15 protein-coding genes are annotated in these 22,515 nt (G+C 65.4%); 8 read left to right on the top strand and 7 right to left on the bottom strand.

Annotated elements, in window-relative coordinates:
- Positions 1–16 precede the first annotated feature (16 nt).
- The 3 genes from ABE488_RS16310 to ABE488_RS16300 are packed head-to-tail and all read left to right on the top strand — an operon-like array spanning position 17 to position 4,522.
- Positions 17–1,201: an efflux RND transporter periplasmic adaptor subunit gene (locus tag ABE488_RS16310; protein ID WP_346449470.1), complete on the top strand. Its 1,185-nt coding sequence runs from the start codon at positions 17–19 to the stop codon at positions 1,199–1,201.
- A 2-nt stretch (positions 1,202–1,203) separates the two neighbouring features.
- A complete protein-coding gene (locus tag ABE488_RS16305; protein WP_346449468.1) occupies positions 1,204–3,150 on the top strand; it encodes a MacB family efflux pump subunit in 1,947 nt (648 codons plus the stop codon).
- A gap of 1 nt (position 3,151) precedes the next feature.
- Positions 3,152–4,522 (top strand): efflux transporter outer membrane subunit, encoded by a 1,371-nt coding sequence (locus ABE488_RS16300; RefSeq protein ID WP_346449467.1) that lies wholly within the window; start codon positions 3,152–3,154, stop codon positions 4,520–4,522.
- Positions 4,523–4,566: 44 nt separating this feature from the next.
- On the opposite strand, the gene ABE488_RS16295 is transcribed toward ABE488_RS16300, so the two are convergent.
- On the bottom strand, positions 4,567–6,366 hold the full coding sequence (locus tag ABE488_RS16295) for an ABC transporter ATP-binding protein (RefSeq protein ID WP_346449466.1): 1,800 nt from the start codon (positions 6,364–6,366) through the stop codon (positions 4,567–4,569).
- Positions 6,367–6,829: 463 nt separating this feature from the next.
- Between ABE488_RS16295 and ABE488_RS16290 the strand changes: the two genes are divergently transcribed.
- From ABE488_RS16290 to ABE488_RS16275, 4 genes are all read left to right on the top strand, one after another.
- Positions 6,830–7,453: a GntR family transcriptional regulator gene (locus tag ABE488_RS16290; protein ID WP_346449465.1), complete on the top strand. Its 624-nt coding sequence runs from the start codon at positions 6,830–6,832 to the stop codon at positions 7,451–7,453.
- Between the two features lie 154 nt (positions 7,454–7,607).
- Positions 7,608–7,748 carry a benenodin family lasso peptide gene (locus ABE488_RS16285; RefSeq protein ID WP_346449464.1) on the top strand — a complete coding sequence of 47 codons (141 nt, stop codon included), beginning with the start codon at positions 7,608–7,610 and terminating at the stop codon, positions 7,746–7,748.
- Between the two features lie 51 nt (positions 7,749–7,799).
- Positions 7,800–8,477 (top strand): lasso peptide biosynthesis B2 protein, encoded by a 678-nt coding sequence (locus ABE488_RS16280; RefSeq protein ID WP_346449463.1) that lies wholly within the window; start codon positions 7,800–7,802, stop codon positions 8,475–8,477.
- The gene (locus ABE488_RS16275; RefSeq protein ID WP_346449462.1) at positions 8,477–10,222 is read left to right on the top strand and encodes an asparagine synthase-related protein; all 1,746 of its coding nucleotides are present in this window, start codon (positions 8,477–8,479) and stop codon (positions 10,220–10,222) included. Before ABE488_RS16280 ends, ABE488_RS16275 begins: the two co-directional genes overlap by 1 nt.
- Here the strand turns inward: ABE488_RS16275 and ABE488_RS16270 are convergent.
- The gene (locus tag ABE488_RS16270) at positions 10,219–12,285 is read right to left on the bottom strand and encodes an Atxe2 family lasso peptide isopeptidase (protein ID WP_346449461.1); all 2,067 of its coding nucleotides are present in this window, start codon (positions 12,283–12,285) and stop codon (positions 10,219–10,221) included. The two genes, ABE488_RS16275 and ABE488_RS16270, sit on opposite strands and share 4 nt — an antisense overlap.
- A gap of 80 nt (positions 12,286–12,365) precedes the next feature.
- Positions 12,366–14,699, bottom strand: coding sequence for a TonB-dependent receptor (locus ABE488_RS16265; protein WP_346449460.1), 2,334 nt, complete (start codon positions 14,697–14,699; stop codon positions 12,366–12,368).
- A gap of 357 nt (positions 14,700–15,056) precedes the next feature.
- Here ABE488_RS16265 and ABE488_RS16260 point away from each other — a divergent pair, with 357 nt between their 5' ends.
- Positions 15,057–15,320 carry a helix-turn-helix transcriptional regulator gene (locus tag ABE488_RS16260; RefSeq protein ID WP_346449458.1) on the top strand — a complete coding sequence of 88 codons (264 nt, stop codon included), beginning with the start codon at positions 15,057–15,059 and terminating at the stop codon, positions 15,318–15,320.
- A gap of 166 nt (positions 15,321–15,486) precedes the next feature.
- Here ABE488_RS16260 and ABE488_RS16255 read toward each other — a convergent pair whose 3' ends face one another.
- From ABE488_RS16255 to ABE488_RS16240, 4 genes are all read right to left on the bottom strand, one after another.
- Positions 15,487–18,600 (bottom strand): DEAD/DEAH box helicase family protein, encoded by a 3,114-nt coding sequence (locus tag ABE488_RS16255; protein ID WP_346449456.1) that lies wholly within the window; start codon positions 18,598–18,600, stop codon positions 15,487–15,489.
- A complete protein-coding gene (locus ABE488_RS16250; RefSeq protein ID WP_346449454.1) occupies positions 18,597–19,280 on the bottom strand; it encodes a hypothetical protein in 684 nt (227 codons plus the stop codon). The genes ABE488_RS16255 and ABE488_RS16250 overlap by 4 nt, the downstream gene beginning before the upstream one ends.
- Complete coding sequence (locus ABE488_RS16245) at positions 19,270–19,800, bottom strand: MarR family transcriptional regulator (protein WP_346449452.1); 531 nt, start codon at positions 19,798–19,800, stop codon at positions 19,270–19,272. Before ABE488_RS16245 ends, ABE488_RS16250 begins: the two co-directional genes overlap by 11 nt.
- A gap of 106 nt (positions 19,801–19,906) precedes the next feature.
- Positions 19,907–22,405 (bottom strand): DUF4268 domain-containing protein, encoded by a 2,499-nt coding sequence (locus tag ABE488_RS16240; RefSeq protein WP_346449484.1) that lies wholly within the window; start codon positions 22,403–22,405, stop codon positions 19,907–19,909.
- Between the last annotated feature and the right edge of the window lie 110 nt (positions 22,406–22,515).

The following is a 22,515-nucleotide window of genomic DNA, read 5'->3' as shown; positions in this document are numbered from 1 at the left end:
CTCCACGAGAGGACACATGATCTTGAATCGCAAATGGGCCGTCAGCGCCGTGGTCGCTGCCTGCGTCATCGCGGGCATCGTGTTGTGGCGAATCTATGCCCAGCCGGCCGTCGAGCACGCCACGGCCGCGGTCACTGTGGGCGACCTGGAGCAGACGGTGCTGGCGGTCGGCCGCCTGCGCGCCAAGGAGCTGGTCGCCGTCGGCGCCCAGGTGTCGGGCCAGGTCCAGCGGCTACACGTGGCGCTGGGCCAGAAAGTGAAGGCCGGAGATCTGATCGCCGAAGTCGATGCCCAGCCGCAGCGGATCGCATTGCGCAACGCCGAGGCGTCGGTGAACGCGCTGCAAGCCCAGCTCGCCGCGCGGCGAGCGGCGCTGATGCAAGCGCAACTCACCTTCCAGCGTCAGCAGGAACTGCTGGCGGCCGATGCGACTTCGCGCGCTGACCATGAGGCCGCCAAGGCCGCGTTGGATACCGCCGGTGCGGAGATCGCCTCGCTACAGGCGCAGCTCGAACAAGCGCGTACCCAGGTCGAGACCGCAGGCATCAACCTGGGCTATACCCGCATCGTCGCGCCGATGGACGGCGTCATCGTGGCGGTGGTCACCAAGCAGGGCCAGACCCTCAACTCGTTCCAGTCCACGCCGACCATCGTCATGCTGGCCAAGCTGGACGTGATGACGGTGCGCGCCCAGATCGCCGAGGCCGACGTGGACAAGATTCAGCCCGGCCAGACGGTGTGGTTCACCACGCTGGGCAATCGCCGTCAACGCTACCAGGCACGCATCCAGCAGATCGAGCCCGCCCCCGAGTCCATCGTCAACGAGGTGGGAGGTGCGGCATCCGCGGCAGGCACGGCCAATACCGCCAAGGCCATCTATTACGACGCGCTGTTCGACGTGCCCAACCCAGAGGGCACGCTGCGGCCTTCGATGACCGCACAGGTCTCGGTGCAGATCGCCGCGGTCAAACGGGCGGTGCTGATGCCGACCGCTGCGCTGGGTGAGCAGGTGGCGGAGAACACCCATCGCGTCCGGGTGATGGACCCGCGCGGCCAGGTCTCCGAGCGGCAGGTCCGAATCGGCCTGCGCACCAACGCCCAAGCGCAGGTCCTGGCCGGGCTGGAACCGGGCGAGCAAGTGATCATCGGCGAGGCAAAGCCCGAGACCGTGACGGCCGACCCCGGCCTGATGGGCTTTTGAGCATGAACGCTGCGCTACTGGAAATGCGTGCCCTGCGCCGGGAGTTTCCTGCCGGCGAAGGCGTGGTCACCGTGCTCAAGGACATCGACCTGCGCATCGACGCCGGCGAGATGGTGGCCATCGTCGGCGCCTCGGGCTCGGGCAAATCGACCCTGATGAACATCCTCGGTTGCCTGGATCGCCCGAGCGCAGGCAGTTATCGGATCGCCGGCCAGCAAACTGGTGACTTGGCGCCGGACGCACTGGCCGCGCTGCGCCGTGAGCGTTTCGGCTTCATCTTCCAGCGCTACCACTTGCTTGCCGACCTGTCCGCGCAGAGCAACGTCGAGCTGCCGGCCGTCTATGTCGGCACCGATGCCGCAGCGCGCCACGCTCGTGCCCGGACCTTGCTCGAACGGCTCGGGCTGGGCGACCGGACGCAGCATCGCCCAGGTCAGCTGTCAGGCGGGCAGCAGCAGCGCGTGTCGATCGCCCGGGCGTTGATGAACGGTGGCGCGGTGATTCTTGCCGACGAACCCACGGGCGCACTGGACAGCGGCAGCGGCGAAGAAGTGATGCGCATCCTCAAGGAACTGCACGCCGAAGGGCACACCATCATTCTGGTGACCCATGACATGGCGGTGGCCCGCCATGCGCAACGGGTGATCGAAATCAGCGACGGGGCGATCATTGCCGACCGCCGCAACGCGGCGGCCGATGCGCCGCGCACGGTACCGGCGCCGCCGCAAGTGCCGGCCAGTTCATGGCGGGTGTTCGTTGACCGGTTCGGCGAAGCCTTCGTCATGGCCCTGCGGGCCATGCACGCACACCGCCTGCGCACCTTCCTGACCATGCTCGGCATCATCATCGGCATTGCCGCCGTGGTCTCGGTGGTGGCCTTGGGCCGTGGCGCGCAGCAGCAGGTCATGGCGCAGATCAGCGACCTGGGCACCAATACCCTGGACATCTATCCGGGGCAGGACTTCGGCGACCTCCGCGCCGACGCAGTGGAAACACTGATTGCCGCCGACGCCCAGGCGCTGGCGGAGCAGCCCTATGTCGACAGCGCCACGCCCAATCTGTCGAGCAGCGTCACCGCGCTGTATCGCGCGCGCGCGGTGTCTGCACAGGTCACCGGGGTCGGCCCCAGTCACTTCCGGGTGCGCGGGCTGCGCCTGGCCGCAGGCCGCTTCTTCGATCAGCACGACGCCGAACAACACGCACAGGTCGCGGTCATCGACCCGAAGGCCGCCGCAGCGCTGCTGCCTGATGGCGGCAGCCCGCTCGGCGAGGTGGTCCTGCTGAGCAACATGCCGGTGGAGATCATCGGCGTGCTGAAGCCGACCCAGAACAGTTTCGGCGGCTCGACGCCCACGTTCTATGTCCCCTACACGGCCGCCTCCACCCGCCTGGTCGGCAAGTACCACCTGGACAACATCACCGTGCGGGTCAGCGATGGCGTCTCCAGCAAGATCGCCCAGCAGGCCGCGACCGCGCTGCTGACCGAACGCCATGGCGGTAAAGACTTCTTCGTCATGAACTCAGATCAGATCCGCCAGACCATTTCCCGCACCGGCAGCACACTGACGCTGCTCATCTCCACCATCGCCATGATCGCCCTGCTGGTCGGCGGCATCGGCGTGATGAACATCATGCTGGTGTCGGTGACCGAGCGCACCCGCGAGATCGGCGTGCGCATGGCCATCGGCGCGCGACAGTCCGACATCCTGCAACAGTTCCTGATCGAGGCGGTGCTGGTGTGTCTGGTCGGCGGCGTTCTGGGCGTATCGCTGGCACTGGCGTTCGGTCTGGTCGCAAGCGTCGCCGGACTCGGCTTCCCGTTGTCCTTTTCCGCCTGGTCGATCGTGCTGGCAGTGGCCTGCTCGACGTTGATCGGCATCACGTTCGGCTTCCTGCCGGCACGCAACGCCGCCCGGCTCGATCCCGTCCAAGCGTTGGCGAGGGACTGATATGCGCCCCCTGATTTCCTGCATCGCACTGGGCAGCGTGCTCCTGACCGGCTGCGCTGCGTTCACCCGAACGCCTTATCGGGCGCCGGACGTCCCCCTGCCGGTGTCCTACCAACATGCCCAGCCTGCCGGCGCCGGCGTTCGCGCCGACACCTGGTGGCGCGCCTACGGCGATCCACAGCTCGACGCCTGGGTGGGGCTTGCGCTGGCGCGCAACCCTGATCTGGCCGCCGCCGCCATTCGCGTGCGCCGCGCGACGCTGGAAGCCAGATTGGCAGGCAATGCCCTGCGCCCGACCGTCAACGGCGGTGTCGGTCACGGCCTGAGCCGCCCGCTGTCGGGCAACGCCCGCGCCACCACCGAGAGCGCCAACGCCACGCTGGGCGCCAGCTGGGAGCTGGATCTGTTCGATCGGCTGGGCGCGCAGCGCGACGCCGCCGTGTTCGAGGCGCAAGCCAGCGCCGAGGACCGCGATGCCGTGGCGTTGACGCTGATCGGCACCACGGCCAGCCTGTACTGGCAACTGGGCCTGGCCAACGAACGCATCGACCTGGCGGAGCAAGGCCTGGCCTACGGCCGCCGTACCCGCGAGCTGGTGCAGGCGCAGTACCAGAGCGGCGCAGTTTCCGGACTGGAGCCGCGTGAGGCCGAACAGTCGCTGGCCCAGCAACAAGCACAGCTAAGCCAATTGATCCAGGCGCGTGCCGACCTGCGCCAGGCGCTGGGCGTGTTGTTCGATGGCGCCGCCACGCCCGGTAGCGAACCCCAGCGCTTGCCGGTCAGCGTCCTGCCGAGCATCGCTGCCGGGCTGCCCGCCGACCTGCTCGGCCGCCGGCCGGACCTGCGCGCCGCCGAACTGCGACTACGCGCCACCCTGGCCGCCAGCGACGCGGCGAAAGCCCGCTACTACCCGTCCCTCTCGCTGACCGGCGCCCTGGGCACATCCAGCAAGGAGTTGCTCAACGTACTGAGCAATCCGGTGGCCACGCTGGGCGCCAATCTGACCCTGCCATTCCTCAACGTCCGCGAGATGCGCCTGAACACCGCCATCGCGCGCACGCGCCATGAGGAGGCCGTGGTCCTGTTCCGCAAATCGCTGTACACGGCGCTGGCGGATGTGGAAAAAGCGCTGTCGGCGAGCACACAGCTTGCCGAGCAGGAAGCCGCCCAGCAGCGCGTACGCGATCAGGCGATCGAGATCGAGCGCCTCTACCAAGCGCGTTACCGCGCCGGGCAGGTGCCCCTGCGGGTCTGGCTGGACGCGCAGGAGCGGCGCCGCAGCGCAGACTTGGGGTACGCCGCGCTGCATCTTGCGCGGCTGCAGAACCATGTCGCGCTGATCCAGGCGCTGGGCGGCACGGCGGTACCGTAACGCCGCCGCGCCTCAGGTCATGATGCGGTCGCCAGGCTATGCAACTAGTGCGAGAAAGACTGCACAAGCCCGGCGTAGCGGCCACCCTGGGCCAGCAGCTGCGCATGCGTGCCCTGCTCGACGATCCGCCCCCGTTGCAGCACGACAATCAGATCGGCACGGCGGATCGTCGACAGCCGATGCGCGATGGTGATAGTCGTGCGGTCCTTCGACAGAACCGCCAGCGCCTCGGTCAGGGCCTGCTCGGTCTGCGTATCGAGCGCACTGGTGGCCTCATCGAGCAACAGCACCGGCGGGTTGCGCAGGATGGTGCGAGCCAGCGCCAGACGCTGTTTCTCACCGCCGGAGAAGCGCTGGCCGCGTTCACCGACCAGCGTTTCATAACCCTCGGGGAGCGCATCGATAACGGCATCCAGCTGCGCTGCCCGGGCAGCGGCCAGCAGCTCGTCATCGGTGGCGTCCGGCTTCGCAAAGCGCAGGTTGTCGGCCACCGAGGCATGCAACAGGTACGGTTCCTGGGAGACCACGCCGAGCATGTCGGTCAGTGACTGGAAGCTGAGATCGCGCACATCGACCCCGTCATAGCGGATCGAACCCCCATCCACGTCGTACAGCCGGGCCAGCAGATGGCCAAGCGTGGTCTTGCCCGATCCAGTGGCCCCGACGATGGCGACATGCGTGCCTGCCGGAATATCGATACTGATGTCCTCCAGCACCGGCGCGTTGTTCGGGTCATAGCGGAAGCTGACGCCGTCGACCGTCACCTGGCCGCGCATCTGCGCACGCTCGAGCGTCACCGCGCCAGCGCGCTCGGTGATCTCGACGGGCGTATCCAGATACTCGAAGATGCGCGCGAACAGTGCGCGCGTGGTACGCATATCGCGCCCCAACTGAAGCAACTGCTCGAAAGGCCAGAGCAACTGTTCCTGCAGGGCGATCATGGCCACCAGCGTGCCGATGGTCAGCGGCGTGCTGCCGCCCATCAACCAACCGCCGAGCAGCAACGTCAGCGCAGGCAGGATCGACAGTGCCAAGCCGATCAGCGCCCACTGCCATTCACCGGCAGTACGCGAGCGCACTTCCAGGGCCGCGACCTCCTGCGAGGTCCGGGAGAACCGGCGAACCAGGAAGCCACTGCGGCCCATGGTCCGCGCGAGGATGATGCCCGAAAGCGACAGCGATTCCTGGACCGCCGCAGACAGATCCGCCTGCCTGGCCTGCTGCTCGTAGGTAATGGCCTCGCGCAGCTTGGCGACCCACTGGCTGATCAAGACCGTCAGCGGAACGACCAGCAGCGAGAACAACGCCAGCCGCCAGTCGAGCAGGCACATGGCGAGGGCCGTCATCAGCACCGTGCTGAGGCTGCGCGCCAGCTCGTTGCCGGCATCGGTCACCAACGATTGCAGGCCGCCGATGTCATTGGCGATACGCGACTGGATCTCGCCGGTGCGGCTGCCGGCGAAGAATCGCAGCGACAGCGACTGCAGGTGCGCATACACACGCACGCGCAAATCGTGCAGGATCGCCTGCCCAATCCGGGCCGACAGAATGGTCTGCACCGTACTGATCGCCGCCCCCAGCACCGCCACCGCGACCAGCCCGCCGACCAGCCAGAGCAGCAGGGCAAAGTTGGCGCCTGGCAGTGCATCGTCGATGATGGCCCGCAGCAGGAACGGCGCGGCCATGCCGATCATGGAGCCAACGATCAACAGCGCCACGACCGAAAGAATGCGTAGCCGGTACGGCGCGAACAAAGCGAGCACACGCCGCATGGAAACGTGGGCGGCGGCGAGCGCTTCGTAATCCTGCCGCGCGTGTTCGGGTTGCTCTGCTGGTGTCTGCATCTCACTGTCATCCAAAGATGGCGGTCCGGCCCACGAATGTGTGGCCAGTCTGCTCGCCTGACCCCGGTATTCTGGCGCTCCCGGATGCATACACGCTGCAGGCATCATGGAGATTGCGTGGAAACGACAGGTCGCTGCTCGGCCAGCGCGATCACCGGTGCGGAGAACCCAAAGCTGTCTAGGGACAAATTCGACCAAATCCACCGCTGCATGATGGATCACGGCGATCGCTACACAGGCACCTGTGAAGGCGACATTCCCAGCCAATACCCGGCCTGCCCGCGCCCGGAGGAAGCGGCGGCCGATCGTTGACCTGCACCAAGCAGCACCTCCGCGGAATGGGTGTCCGCGCGTTCACGCCCACTCACTCGAACAGGCGCCGTGGCCGCGCAGTTGCAGCGCGTTCCTCGAACAGTAAGATCGGCCCAAGGACAGGGGGAGCAAGCAGCCACGGAGGACAGCAATGATGATGGGGACCCTTCCGAAGGTCTGGGACGCGTGCGACAAGATCAGGCACGCGATCGTGCGTGGGCGATTCGTCCCAGGGCAGCGTCTGGAACCGGCCACATTGGCCGATGAGCTCACCACCAGCCTCACCCCGGTCCGGAACGCGCTGTATCGGCTGAGCGGCGAACGCCTGGTCGATGCGCATTCGCGAGACGGCTTCTACGTGCCCCTGCCTACCGAGGCCGCCCTGCGCGAGCTCTACGACTGCATGGAAGAGCGGCTGATGGCCTGCCTCGCCCGTGGCGCCTTGCCCGGTGACAGACCGTACAAGCGCCCCGCCCCACACGATGGCGCCGCCGAGGCGACGTGGCTGCTGTTCGACACCATTGCGCTCAAGACGCGCGTTGTCGAGACACGGTATATCACCCAGCAGGCCAACGACCGACTCGCGCCAATCCGTGTTGCCAAACGCAGCCTGTTTCCCGACGCACACGCCGAGCTGGACGAATTGATCACGGCTTGGGAGTGCGCCGACATCGCACGTCTGGCACGTGCGCTGCACGCCTACCGCGCCCGTCGCCTCAACCGGGTGCCGGATATCGTGGCGCTGTTGAACGAAACGCGCCACGCGCCGCACTGAACGAAGCGCGCGATGCACCGCAATTTGCAGGTGCGCATCACACTTCCAGGGAATTCTGGAAGTACACAACGAAAATCATTTGAGAACACAAGGCAGGCGCTTCAACACTGGTTGTGTCATGGGACGTCCATGACGCAGAAGAGAGGAAGCCATCATGAACTTGAACGACAACATCCGTGACGCCACGACGGAAGAGGTGATCGTGCTGGGTATCGCCAGCATCGAGACCCAGGGCATCGACCTGGGTTTCGAACCGGTCGGCCGGACCCCGATGGCAGGGATCTCTGAAGAGTGAGCGATAGAGGCGCACCTAACGGTGCGCCTCTTTGCTAAAAAGGGGGGTTCAATGGCGCTTCATCTGCACAGTGATCTGTCCCACTGCCAAGTCGATGGCAAGCTGGTGTTTCTCGATGTGCGGAAGGACCACTACTTTCGTTTATCGGAAGCACTGGAGCGACGCTTTCTCGCCTATCTGCGTGACGATTGCAGCGCCGCCGATAAGGCAAGACTGGTGGACGCGGGCCTACTCATTGTCGGCGAGGCGCCTGCATCGTCTGAACCAAAGTATTCTGTATCCCCCGTCAGACGAAGCGCGATGGAACAGGCGCAGTTCGTTCTGCGTGCGACCGTACTGGAACGACTGGACACAGTGCGGACCGTGACCCTCTCCCAGTTTGCCCTGAAGACGCAACCTCTGGGCTATGTGCTATCGGCTCTCGAAGTCGAACGTCGGCGGCGGATGGTCCTTATCCCAGCCTCGCAACAAGGTCGAGATGACGAGGCGTACATCAAGGCAACGGCTGCTTTCCTGGCGGCGCGGCCATACGCACCGATCGAAACCCGCTGTCTCGTCGACTCGATTGCTCTCATCCGATTCTTGGCCAAGCGCCGCCTTCCTGCGGATCTGGTGTTCGCCGTGACCGGCACGCCATTCTCGGCGCACTGCTGGGTCCAGGTCGGCGACCTCGCGCTTAACGAGACCCTCGGCAACACGCAGGCCCACACGCCAATCCGGGTGGTGTGATGAGCTTCCGCTTCCTAGCAGTGGTCGATCCCGCCGGTGGCCTGAGCGCAGAGGCTGTGCTGCAATGGGATGCAGCGCTTGGTGATGCCCATATGCATGGCCAACTCGTGTCGGCAACCTTGGTCGTCCTTGCCTCCGAGCGAACACCTTCCATGCTGCTTGCCGATGGCAGCCTACTTCTCGGACATGTGTTCGCGAAGGAGGGATTGCGCATCCAGGATGCGCGCCAGTTTCCTGCGTTCAAGGACGCGACGGAAGCACGGAGGCATCTCATCGAACAGTACTGGGGCCCCTATCTGCTGGTGCAACCGGATGACGAACGTGGCGGCGTCACGGTGCTGCGCGAGCCCTCGCCGCATAGCGACGTGAGTTGCTTCTACGGTTTGCAGGACGGCGTGGGCTTCGTCACCTCGGATATCGCCTTGGCGGAACGCATTGGCCTCTATCGCCGCCAAATCGACTGGGATGCCATTCTTCGTCGTCTGGCGTTCCCGCAACACAAGAGCGCCCGCACCGCGCTTGCCGGCGTTCACGAGCTTCTGCCGGGTCAGGCCCTGCGCCTGAAAGGATCCGAAGCCACCACATCGCAGATGTGGACGCCATGGGCATTCGTGACGCCGGATGCGAGACACCGTAATGCGGACGACGCGGCGGCAGACGTGCGCCAGGCGGTGTCGACCGCGACAGAAACGCTGGCAAGCATCGACCGCGCCATCCTGCTCGAGCTGTCCGGCGGCCTCGACTCGTCCATCGTCGGTACATCCTTGCGGAGCACCCACACCCCGATCGTCTGCACCTCCCTGGTCACGACAGTGCCCGGGGCGGATGAGCGCGCGTACGCGGTCCAGATTGCGGATCAACTTGGCGTCGAGCTTCATACCGAGACACTCCACATCGACGACGCCCAGTTCGAATTCGACGTGCATCCGCAATGCACCGTGCCCAGGGTCGGCGTGCTCCAACATGCCGTGGACCGGGTGATGCTGGCGGCGGCTGCACGCCACGACATCGACGCCTTCTTTTCCGGCGGCGGAGGCGACACCATCTTTTGCGCTCTGGACACAGCGGCCCCGGCTGCCGATGCCATGCACGTGCTGGGCCCAGCTGCTGGCATGGCCGCCGTACGGGATCTGGCGACGCTGCATCAGTGCACGCTATTGAAGGCCAGTCGCCTGACACTGCGGAAGCTCCGGCGCGCAGCTGGCGCAGATCGCCCACCCGACCGCAGCTTCCTGCCGCCGAGCATCGATACACCGCACATAGATCCCCATCCCTGGGCAGTCGCACCGTCGGACGCCCTGCCCGGGGACAGGGAACGGATTCGCAGCCTTGCCATCTGTCAGGCCTATCGCGACAGCCTGGCGCGTGGCGAGGCACTCACGATGCGGATGCCCCTGCTCGCGCAGCCGGTCGTGGAGGCCTGCCTACGCACACCGAGCTGGATGTGGATCGCCGGCGGCAAGAACCGCGCCGTTGCGCGAGCGGCATTCGCGGATCGCCTGCCACCCGACATCCTCCACCGTCGCAGCAAAGGCACCTTCATGAGTTATCTGGGCGCGGTGTACAGACGTAATCGAGCGCCGATGCGCGACTTCCTGCTGCAGGGCCGCCTGCAGCAGGAAGGCCTGCTGGATACGACAGCAATCGCCGAGTTCATGCGCCATGACAGCCCAGAACGTGGAGAGGCCTTCACCCGCATCTTCGACCTGTGCATGGTCGAGAACTGGGTCCGGCATCAACCCTAACCGCCATCATCATCGCGCTTGGCCGCAACCGGCACCCCCGCCTTCATCGCCCGCCAGTGCGCGTACTGGGCGCGCTTCGCCCGGTTCGGGTCCTCCACACCCCTTAGCCAGAAGCGGAACCAGTCCAGGTTGCGCTCGTACACCGCCAGCTTGTGCTTAGGCTGGAACTTCTGGTGCGGCTCGTGCGGAAAGACGTACAGGTCCGCCCGACCCTCGCGCATCAGCGGTACGGCATAGTCCAACGAATGGATGTACTCCTGCTCCGGCAGCTGCATCAGAATCGGCGCACGAATGCGGTCCAGGTTGAACAAGGGCGAGAACTGGCGCCACCGCTCTGGCGTTTCTTTCGGTGCCCCCAGCTGCCACCCTGCTTGTAGGCGCGTTGGGAACGTATCGCCGAAGTTGCTGAGCAGCAGGTGATACAGCGGCGATAGCCCCAGAGAACTCACTGAGGCCGCGGTCAGCACCTGCGAGTGCATGACCGTCCACATGGTGATTTCCGACCCCAGGCTCAGCCCGCCCATACCCACGCGTTCGGGATCGATCTCGCCCTGGGCCGCCAGCAGCGCGACCACGCTTTCCACGGCAGACCGCCCCTGCTCGTACTGCTCGACGCCATCTTCCCTCGACGGCGCCAGGGTGATGCACAGCGCGGCAATGCCGTCCTGCGCCAGTGAGGCGAAGGGCAGTTCCTCACCCAGACCACCGCGCACGAAGCCCTTGCACCAGTAATAGCTGACGAACAGCGGCGGCCGTCCCGGCCCCGCATGACGCGCCGGGTAGAACTGCCCCGTGAATTCCTGATCATTGGCATCCGTCCACCGCAGCAGCCGCACCTGCGTGGTGGCCATGTCGGCAGTCAATGCAGGATTCGGGTCGAACAGTTCCACGCGTACGCCGCTGTCGATATCAATCCGTTCCAACCGGGGTGGCCGGTCCGCCTCGGCCACCACGCAGGCCAGGGTCCTGGTGGAGACGCCGCAGTCACTGGGCATCAGGCGCACCCCGCCATTCACCAACCCTCGGCTGCGCACGACCGGGTGCACCGCCCCTGTCTCCACGTTCCAACGATGGATGGATTGGGCATGCCCCTCGCTGGGCGACTCCACGGTGAACAGCACTTCGTCCGTCCCCGGGCGCCATTGCACCGCATTGATCACCCCGCTGGTGCAGGCTACCGCTTCGCACAGGACCGGAACGCGCGCCCGCGCGTGCGGCAGCACGGCCAGCGCCGTTCCCGGCCTGTCGCGCAGGCCGTTGCGCTCGCCTATGCGTGTGATCAACGCGATGCGGCGGCCCGCAGGCTCTGGCCGCACCAGGTGGACATCGCCATACCCAGGCGCAAGTTCCACGTTGGCAAGCGGCGCCGGCGGCATCCGGCCGGGTTCGAGGTCGCGCCGCTCGTGCGTGATCAGGTCCAACGCCGTCCAACGATCCGGCACATCGTCGAGCAGCGGGTAGCGGAGGACTTCATTGTCTTTGAGGCGCTGCGTGGCCAGGCGCCCATCCACATAGCCGGACCGGAACACCGGCTGGCCCAACGGCACGGTCCGATCGATACGGATGCCCCGCTCGTACTCCGCCTGCTCGGCTGCCATCACGACATCGCGCGCGGCGCCCACGCTGTAGTGCAGTTCCCCGCCATCCGCGCTCAGCGTGAAAGCACGGACATCGGCTGGGCCTTGCGTCAGCACCTCGGCACCCGAACCATCCGCAGCGGCGCGCCACACGTCGACCCGTCCGTCCAGCAACGCCCGGTAGTAAATCCAGCGCCCATCGGGCGACCACACCGGAAGTGCTGGGATCGACAGCCCGGCTTGCTCCCGCAGGGGCGTGCCGCCGTCCGCAACTCGCAGCGGTGGCGAGGCGGCCTCCATGTCCTGGACGTACCAGACCGAATCGTAGGTGTTGCGCTCTACCGTGGGTTGCTCGATCCGGTAGGCCACAGATCGACCATCGGGCGAGACCGTGACGCCGCTGAAGTCCGCGACCTCCACCAGCCGACGCGGCGAGATCGCACCGGCCGGCGCAGCACCGGCCCAGGCAATCAGCACAGCCACCACCGTCCACATCCATCGGCGTACTGCCAGTCCTGTGCAAGGCGTCCGACACACGTTGTGCAAGTTCATCGTCGTGCCGACCATTACCAATGCCTCGATACGGAAACGTTGAAGTACCGGCCGATCGCCGAGAAGTTGGTCGCGTCGTAAGGCGGCACCAGATAGGGCGTAAGCACCGTCGTGTCATGCAGCGGCGGCGACCGGTTGAACAGGTTCTGCACGGATATGCCAAGCACCCAGTCACGAAGGAGAGGGCCCTCCCCACTCGACGCGTAGCGCAGCGTGGTGTCCACCGTCGTGAACGAGGCCGTCTTTTCAAAGGCCGCCACGTTCTCCAGCCCTTGCCGGTAGTTGGCGAAGACCGAGGCGGACAGGCCGCCGCGCACCCAGACCGTGCCGGCCCTGCCCGTCAGCTTCGAGGGGTTGTGGAGCGTGCCCGCCAGGTCGAACTCGGCGCCGGTCGTCTGCTGGGCGCTGGAGAGCCAACTGGCCGCGCCGCGCACCGTCAGGCGCCCGCCGCCCAGGTCGAATCCATAAGACCCGGACAGGTCGAGACCACGGATGCGCTGGCGGGAGACATTCGTGTAGTACGCATGCACCAGCGCCACGACGTTGTTCGGGTCGTACGGCTGGCCGATGTAGTTCAGGAACGTGCTGCCGGTAATGGCCGCCGCCTGCTGCTCTGCGCTCGGCGCATAGGTGACGAACTCCGCGAACGCCGGATTGCGCAACGCCTGCGAGGTGGGCGTGATGGGGGCCACCACGCGGTCGGTGTAGTCGATGTCGAACCAGGTCAGTTCGGCTTCCAGCCCAGGCACCGCGGCTGGGTGGAACGCCAAGGATGCGGTCCAGGTGCGGGCGCGCTCTGGGCCGAGATCCGGATTGCCGCCATCCAGCAGCAGCACGGTGGCGTTCGGGGCATATCCGCTGCCCCCATAGGCTGCCGCGTAGTTGTAGCCCGCCATGCGCTGCCGGTTGAGCTGGAACAGCGTTGGGGCCTTGAACGAACGCCCCCACGACGCCTTGAGCGTGACATCCGCGGTCGGGCTGTAGATCGCGCCGAGCTTGGGTGTCAGCACACTGCCGAAGCTGTCGTAGTCCTCGTAGCGCGCTGCGCCCGTCAGCGCCAAGCGCGGGCCCGGGCCGTCCCCACCCAGCACCGGCACTTGCAGTTCGGCATAGGCGAACTTCGCGGCCTCATCACCCTCGATCGCCGCGACATGCGTGACCTGGTTGTACTCGAGAAAGCTGTTCTCGCGCCGTCCGGCGCCGATTGCGACGCGCACGTCGCCGGCAGCCAACGCTACCAACGGGCCCTCAACGCCCACCTCGTAACTGCTGCCTTCATTGCAATAGCAAAGCTGCGTGCGCTGCAGCACTGCGCCGGTGTCCGGCAAGGTGATGGACTGCGCGTGATCCAGCCGACTCCTCGACCGGGTTGCTCCGATCGACAACGTCCAGTCCTTCGGCAAAAAGACATCGAGCCTGGGCGACAACAATGTGGCCGTGGACTCCGGCGTGGCCTGAATGGACACGTTGCTGAGGTTGTCCTGTGCCCCATACGCCTGGCCCCGCTCGGTGCGGAACGCGTCCACGTGCAACTCCGCACGGCCGCCCATCGCCTGCGACAGGCTGACCAGCCCGCTGCGCAGATCGCTGCCCGGGTACAGCGTGTACGGCTCGCGCAGCAACTGCGTGTAGGCCCGCTGCCTTGCGTAGATGGGATCGGCCGTCACGTCCTTGTAGGTGACGATCACCCCGCCAGTGGACCAAATATGGCCGGCAGTCGCACTGTACTCGCGTGTGGTGAGGCCGCCCTCGTCCGACCTCCCGTAGCCGGCCCCGAAGGTAACGCCCTCGAAGTCCCGGCGAAGAATGACGTTGCCCACGCCGCCGACCGCATCGGACCCGTAGATGGCTGACGCACCATCGGCCACGATTTCGACGCGCTCTACCGCCTCCACCGGAATCGCGCTGATGTCCACCGCCTGCGAGATGCCGTCATAGGCCATGCGGCGGCCATTGAGCAGGGTCAATGTGGCATCCGCCCCCAACCCACGCAGATTCAACGCCGACCCACCGCTGAGGTTCGTGTTCTGGGCACCCGCGCCAGAGACCGTGAACGGAATGACGCCTGGGTTTTGCCCGCCGCCGAAGTTCTGCGGAACGCTGCGGATCACCTCGCCGAGGTCCGCAAAGCCTTCCTCTTGGATGCGCCCGCTGCCGATCACGACCACCGGCGAAGGCGTCGTGCCGCCGCGGATGCGGGTGCCGGTGACTTGGATGGTGTCGAGTTGGGTGGCGTTGGCTTCAGCGTGCTTATTACCTTTTTGCGGATCACGGTCGCGACTCTCCTGGGCGGCCGCTGCCGGCATGAAGAGGACTGCCACGACTGTCGCGATTGCGACCGCGAGCACGCTTGGGCGCTGCTTCGCCCTCCATCGATGACCTTCCGCGGTCGCCGTTCGCGTCCGCGTTGAAAGCCAGCGCGACGCGCCCGCTGCCCCACTGGCGCAATCCCCCGGTCTTCCACGCACACCCGAACCATCCTCAAAGGCAAAGCGCCGCCCGCTACCTACCGTGTCCCAAGGCATGTGACATCTTCCGTTGCTGGTCGGTGCGTCCACGTACGCCGGCATTTCGGGGGCGCCGTCGCGACTGCGCTGCCTGGCTGGTGGTCACACCCAAGGACGCCCCAACCCGAGCATATCCGTTTTTCGGATATGTGAAAAGCGGATTTATGGTCTATGTGGCTACCAACGGAGGGACACCACATGGCCAAGAAATCTATCCATCGACCGGAGTACAAGATCCTGACCAAGCTCGTTCGCAAGATGCGAGACGAGGCCAAGCTCGATCAGGTGGACCTTGCAGATCTGTTGGTACGCCCGCAGTCTTACGTCAGTAATGTCGAGCGTGGCCAGCGCCGGCTCGACCTTCTGGAGCTGCGGGACATCTGCATGCACTGCGGCCTGGATATGGTTGAATTCGTCAGGCGGTTTGAGGAGGCGGTTGCTGAGGCAAGTCGCAAGCATTAATAGATTCAGCTATCGCAGCCTCGGTACGCTTCCGGTAAGTGCAAATAAGAAGCGCATAGCAAAACCCATCCGTCCGCGTGCAGCTGCCGTTGTGCGTTCACTAGCGGCACGGTTTCCAAACAGCTCAGATGTACTTCAGAACGTGGCTAAGATCCAGGCAAGCGCTTTACCCAAATCGCTGCGGCGAGCCTAGCTTTCTAGACGCTCGGAGTGATTCGTACAGCTGCCCAGGACCCAGCAGCGTATCCATGAGTCCCTCCTGCACGCGCTCTGATGCAAGCGCCTGGCCGCTCATCACGCCATGCGCGCCGAATGCGTCGATGATCGCGTCCACCAGCGCTCGGCGCAGGTCGGGCGAATTCGCAAACTGTTCCTTGGAGTTGTCGATTGCCTGCCGCGCGAGCATGTCGTTCTCGAGGAGCTTGCCCTTCAGCGTTCCGTTGACGTACTGCAGCTGGTCCTCGTCGCTCAACTGTCCTTCGAACAGTCCGTTCACCCGCTCAATGATCTCGCGCAGATACGCCTGCTCTTTTTCCTGCACACGGCCGCTGCCCAATGCATCCACAGGCGACAGCGGATAGTTGCCTTTGGCATCGAGACTGAGCACCTGAGCACCCCGGCTGCGAAGCGTGTGGTGGGTCAGTGCCACCTTCGACAAGTCCACGGTATCGCGCTCGCGACCGAATTCCAGCAGCGGCAACAGGCGCCGGTAGAACAGGAAGCGCTTCTCGATCTCCGTGTTGCCGTAGTCGAACATCTGCGACAGAAATGCATATAAGCGTACGTAGGCGCCCATGTCGCCCTTGAAGAGCACAAGCGCATCTAGCGTGTCCTTGGCACTGGCCGCCGACGCGGTGTTTCCGCTCGCTTCTGCCGCAGTCCGCGCCTGCATCGCCGCCTTGTAGCGTTTGAGCAGGCGGTCGGCCACTGGTTGCAGGGCCGCCGCCAGCTGCGACTGCTTCGCATGCGGGTCCAGCTCCACTCGGGCCACGCGCTCCACCTCGAAGTCATCATAGTGCCCTGCGGCGTCGAGCTTGGCGCGCAGGTCGTAGACCAGGTTGGGATCGGTGGTCGCCTCCAGCGAGGCGGTTTCGTAATAGGTGCGGAAGGCGGTCAGGATCTCGCCGGTGTCATTCTGGAAGTCGAGGATGTAGGTCGTGTCCTTGTCCGGATACGCGCGGTTGAGGCGCGACAGGGTCTGCACCGCCTGGATGCCGCCGAGCTTCTTGTCCACGTACATGCCGCACAGCAGCGGCTGGTCGAAGCCGGTCTGGAACTTGTTGGCCACGAGAAGCAGGTGGTAGTCCGACCCAGCAAATACCTCGCGGATGTCTCGGCCCTTGAGCCCCGGGTTGAGCAGCGCGTGCGATTCGGTCACGGCTTCCGGGTAGCTGTCCGGGTCGTCCACCTGGCCGGAAAACGCCACCAGCACGCCGAGCGGATAGCCTCGACGTTCAAGATAGGCGCCGATCGCCTTCTGCCAGCGCACCGCTTCGCGGCGCGAACCCACCACCACCATCGCCTTGGCGCGGCCATCGAGCAGCGGCTGCACGTTCTCGCGGTAGTGCTCCACCACGATCTGCACTTTGGCGGCGATGTTGTAGGGATGCAGGCGTACCCACTGCATGATTCCCTTCATGGCCGTCGAGCGTTCGACCTCGGTGTTGTCATACTCCCGTCCGTCGTGCGCCAGCCGGAACGCCAGGCTGTAGGGTGTGTAATTCTTCAGCACGTCGAGGATGAAGCGCTCCTCTATCGCCTGTCGCATCGAGTACACATGAAAGGGTTGCGGCAGCCCGTCCGGCCCCAGCTGACCGAACAGCTCCAGCGTCTTGCCCTTGGGCGTTGCGGTGAACGCCACGTAGGTCAGGCCAGATTCCGCACTGCGCGCGCCCATCTGCGCGCCCAGCACCGTTTCGGTATCGATCTCGCCGCCGTCCTGCAGCTCGGCCCACTCCTGGGCGCTGAGCAGTTCCTTGAGCTTTGCCGCCGCCTGACCGGTCTGCGAGCTGTGCGCCTCATCGGCGATCACTGCGAAGCGCTTGCCCTCGGTCGCCGCCAGTTCCTGCACCGCCTTGAGCGCGAACGGGAACGTCTGGATGGTGCACACAATGATCTTCTTGCCTGCTTTCAGCGCTTCGCCCAGCTGCGCGCTCTTGCTGCCGTGCTCGCCGGTGATGGTGGCCACCACGCCCGTGGTGCGCTCGAAATCGAAGATCACTTCCTGCAGTTGGGTGTCGAGCACCGTACGGTCGCTCACCACCAGCACACTGTCGAACACCTTGGCGTTGCCCGCATCGTGCAGGTCGGCCAGAAAGTGCGCCGTCCAGGCGATGGAATTAGTCTTGCCGGAGCCCGCCGAATGCTGGATCAGGTAGCGCTGCCCCGCTCCCTTGGCGCGCACGTCAGCTACCAGCTTCCGGGTGGCATCGAGCTGGTGGTAACGCGGGAAGATCACCGTCTTGAGCCGCTTCTTCTCGTCGCGCTTGCCGATCAGGTAGCGGCCCAGGATTTCCAGCCAGCTGTCCCGCGCCCATACCTTTTCCCACAGGTAGCGTGTGGCGAAGCCGCCTGGGTCCGGCGCATTACCTGCACCGCCGCCATTGCCGCGGTTGAACGGCAGGAAGAACGTGTCCGTGCCTGCGAGCCGGGTGGTCATCATCACTTCGGCCTGGCTCACCGCGAAGTGCACCAGCGCACCGCCCGGGAACGAGAGCAGCGGCTCGGGCACGCCCCCCTTGGGATGCGGATTGCGGTCCAGTCGGTACTGGTCCACCGCATCGCCCACGCTCTGGGTGAAATCGGATTTCAGCTCGGCCGTCGCCACTGCGATGCCGTTGACGAACAGCACCAGGTCCATGCAGTCGTTCGGACGATTGGGCGAGTGCTTCACCTGCCGCACCACGCGCAGGCGATTTGCCGCGTAGTGCTGTTCGATGACGGTATTGATCGAAAGCGCCGGGCGGAACTGCACCAGTGAAATAGGACGCTTCAGGCCCACCATCTCCACGCCCCGGCGCAACACGTCCAGCGTGCCGCGCTCGTCGAGGTTCTTGCGGATGCGCTCCGCCAGCCGCGCCGTGGCCTGCGGGCCGTGGGTCTTTGCAAGTGCCTCCCAGCTCTTTGGCTGCGTGGCCTGCAGCCAGGCCACAAGATCTGGCACGTACAGCGCGGAGGCGCGGTCGTAATGCGCGGCGTCGCCGTCCGCGTACAGCCAACCTTTCCCGGCGAGGTGTTCGCAGATCTCGCGCTCGAAGTAGTGTTCCTGATGTAGATTCATTGCGACATCCCCTTGAGTCGCTGCAGCACGATGCCGTCACGCTCCGGCTCGGCAATCAATCCGGGCAGCGCATTGGCGAAGTCCCGGTGTCCAAGCAGGCCAGCAAAGGCCAACGCGACCGCGGATCTTAAATTCGAGGGTGCGGCCGCCAGTTCGGCTGCCAGTTCTTCCCGGCCATCCACTATATTGAGCACATCCTCGAGATCGTGGCTGCCAAGGATGTCGCCGGCGCCCCGTCCAGCAAAGGCCTCCAGCTTGGTCGCCACGAATGCAACCGCCGATACACAGCGAATCCTCAGGCCGTCACCCAGGTCCACGGGAACCGCTGTGTCCAGCGCGTAGGCATACCAGCGGTTCGAAAACCCCAGCACGTCCGCCTCCACCGGCATCAGGTCGAACACGACGCCCGATTCCCTGTGCACCCAGCGACAGATCACGCCGCTCTGGATGTCCCGGACGAAGCCACACGCCGCAACGTTCTCTTCGATCAGGTGGAAACGGCCGAGCGTGGCCTGGACCACCGCATCCACATCGACCGTGGCCCGTACGCGCTCCGCCAGTGGATCGCTCACCAGCAGCCCGGCGACCGCGCCGCCCACGAACACCATCTGTTCCCGCAACCCACCCAGAGCCGTCGCAATCGTGCGCAGGTTTGGAAGATTGGGATCGTCAGGCCGCACGCGCGACCCCGAATTCGTGTTCCAGCAGATCAGCCGCGAGCGCACGCTCGCGCGCGCGGCCCATGCGCAACGCATCCAGCAGGGCGAGCATTCGATGCAACGCGGGATCCGCAAGCGCCGCCTGCGGCGCGGTTCGGTAGATCGGGGACACGCCCGGCCCCTTGGCCGCGCCTTGCGGATGGGGCCAGACGGGCGCTTCTCCTGGCGCTGACGCAAGCTTGTCCGCAAGCGGCGCCGCGCCAAACGAGGTGGGAACGCCGCGTTTCACCGTACCCAGCTCGGCCGGCCAGACGTAGCGCACGCCGTGGAGCACGAACTCCTGCAGGGCAGGCAGCACCGGCGACCACTCGCCGCGCCCCGCGCTCGACGCCAGGCCGCTTGCCACCGCGCGCTTGACGCTTGCATGCACCTCGGACGCGCTCATCGACAGAGCCTCGGCCAGGCCCGCATACGTCCAGCGCGCGCCTGGGTGGGCCGCCGCCTTGAGCAGTACCAGAAGGTCTTGGGGTTTGAGCTCCATGGCGGACGCGTCCCGAATTCGCTATTCGCGAATAGCGAATTTACAGAAGTCAGGCCGGATTGCAAGCGAATCAGATGACGCCCGGCGACAAAGGTCGGGGCATGAATCAAGCCAACGCTTGAATTCTGGGCCTCAGCACCCGGTCCATCGCGTACGCCATCGTGACCAGCTCGTCCTGCAGGTCGGACCACGCCTCCTCCGGCACCAGCCAGCCTCCCCCGGTCGTCGCCCGAATCCGCGACCGTTTCCGCTCGGACAACGGCGCCCAATCCAGCGCTGCGCCTAGCTCGGCCTCGATCGCTGCCCGCTCCGCGTGGAGCAAGTCAAATAACGCCGCGCCGGCTTCCTCCTGATGAATCAGACAGGTCACCCGCGCCTCGCCCTGGGTCATGGCCACGTTCAAGCGGAACCCGTTGCGCCCCATGCCCACCCCAAGCCAGGGGTTCGCACTGCGGGTACGTCGCTGGAACAACGTGCCGCGTGCATTTGCCTTGGCCAGAAACTGGTCCCAGAACCGGCGATACAGATCCTCCTTGGCATCGTCTTCACCCTCGTCTTCATCCGCCTCGCCTGCGGGAACGGGAACGCCCTCCTCCCACTCGGCAAAGGTCTGGCCGGTGTCCTGCACTCGCCAGCTCATGCGGCCGTTTGCCGATCGACCCCACACCACCGCCGCGGCTGCGCTCGGACTGCTGAACCACGTATCACGCAGGAACTCGCGCGCTTCGCCGACTGGCGGCGCCAAGGTCCCGTTGGCGACAAGGTCCTGGTGCAGGAACTTGTAGCCGCCGTCAGTGCCGACCCAATCCGCGCGCGCGCGCGACCCTGCAAACACCACGAACTGCCCATCCACCTGCCGGCCCGTGGCCTGGAGCTGGTGACTGAGGCCACCCAGCACGAAGACGGGCGATGCCGCTTCCGATGTGGCCGCCGTCACCGAAGACTTCGCGGCAGCAGTGCGTGCGGCAAGCTGCCAATGATCCTCGGCCAGCTTGAGCAGCGACGCCTGTCGTGTCTGCAGCACAGTTCCTTTCCACTCGGCTTGCTGCAGCACCTGGGTAGTCAGCGGAAACGCACACGCGCCGCCCTTGCTGAAGTAGGCGAGCTTCTTGCGGTCGAAGTCGTAGTTGCTAGCGCTGCTGTTCTTCTTGCGGTTGAGCAGGGCCAGATTTCCCAGCCGATGCACCCAGCCTTGGCGTTCCTGTTCGCTTGGCATCCAGAGCACCCAGGTGCTGTCTGGGCGCGGCGTCTGCGGCAGCACATGCTCCACCGTGATCTGGTCATGCTGCATGGTCTTGCTGCCATCGGAGGCGAGTGCGTCCAGCCGCAGCAGAATGACGCCGAGCGCCCGCGCCGAGTGCGTGCGATACAGCGGCCCATCCAGCATGGCGTACATCTCATGCTGCTCCAGCGGAGAAAGCTGCAGCGCAGACCCGGTCTGTGCCAGATCGTCGCCATCCTCCACCGCGGTGGTCAGGCGGGAGAACCGTTCGATGCGTTCGTTCACACCTGCCTTGCGCACCAGCATCGCGTAGGCCAATCGTTCCAGGCCTGCCACGAACGTCAGCAGTGCGTCCGGATCGCCCTTGTGCCGCGTGAAATACGCCAACGCAGGCGGCATCCAGTCCTTGAATTCCAACCGGTTGAGCCAGCGCAGCGCATCGTTGATCGCCTCGGCGTGGCGCGTACTGGCGTGGTCGGCGTCGCTGATCTCGCGGTAGGCCTGGGCCATCGGCCCCAGCACCTGGTCCATGAACACCACGGGATCGGCAGGGCTCACATGCTCGCGGAACTCCTTCAGCAGGGTGCCCTGAGGCTTGGCCTTGCGATACACCATGCGGATATGGCTGAACAGCTCACCGAACCCGTCGCGCCCCAGGTCGGATTCCAGCGTTTCCCACTTGCCGGTATAGGTTTTGCGTGCAGCTTCCGGCACAGCACCGATGATCTCCGCCTTGAGGATGTCGGTGGCCGTCAGGTCCAGGCCTCGACTGTTCATCACCCCGAAGATCCGGTACGCCGAATCGAGATCCGGCGTGGCGACCGCCACCAGATAACAGCGGGTTACGATGAACTGCACCAGCCGCACGAGGGACTTCGGATCCAGGTCGCGCAACACCGCCATGAAGTGGCGCGCGTTGTCGCGCAGGCGCTGCTGGCTGTCGGGCAAGGCTTCGTTGCCTGCGAGTAGCTGTTCGATGCCGCCCTCATGCTGCACCCGCTCGCGGAAGAACTGCCTGTCACGCTCGCGCAGGGTCAACCTGTAGTGGTTCTCGGTTGCTGAGACGATGTCGCCCTGGTCATAGATCCGACGCGTGATGCCCCGTCGCACGTTCTCGTCCGTCACGATGGCCCGGATGCAGGCCATCAACAGGGTCAACGTCGTCAGCCGTTGCTGGCCGTCCACCACCTGCGCTCTGGGCGAGCTTTCTTCCTTGATCAGCACAAGGCTGCCGAGGAAGTACGGCGGGATGCCCTCCAGCTTGGTGCCGCCCGTGCGCAGGTAGCCCAGAAGATCGTCCAGCAGTTCCTGCGCCTGGTCCACGCGCCACGAGTACGGCCGCTGGTAGGCCGGAATCGAAAACATGTACTCTTCACTAAAAATTTGGTTCTTCGCAGATTAGCGGGGAGTCCTTTGCCAGCCACCGTTACGCTTGATGCCTGATTCCAGGGCGCAAGGGTGAGGGGATGTTCGACCGGAAGACGATCAAGAGG

The sequence above is a fragment of the Luteimonas sp. TWI662 genome (assembly GCF_039673825.1).
Classification (GTDB): Bacteria; Pseudomonadota; Gammaproteobacteria; order Xanthomonadales; family Xanthomonadaceae; genus Luteimonas.
Note: the sequence above shows the minus strand (reverse complement) of the source record. Positions and strands in the feature narration are given on the sequence as shown.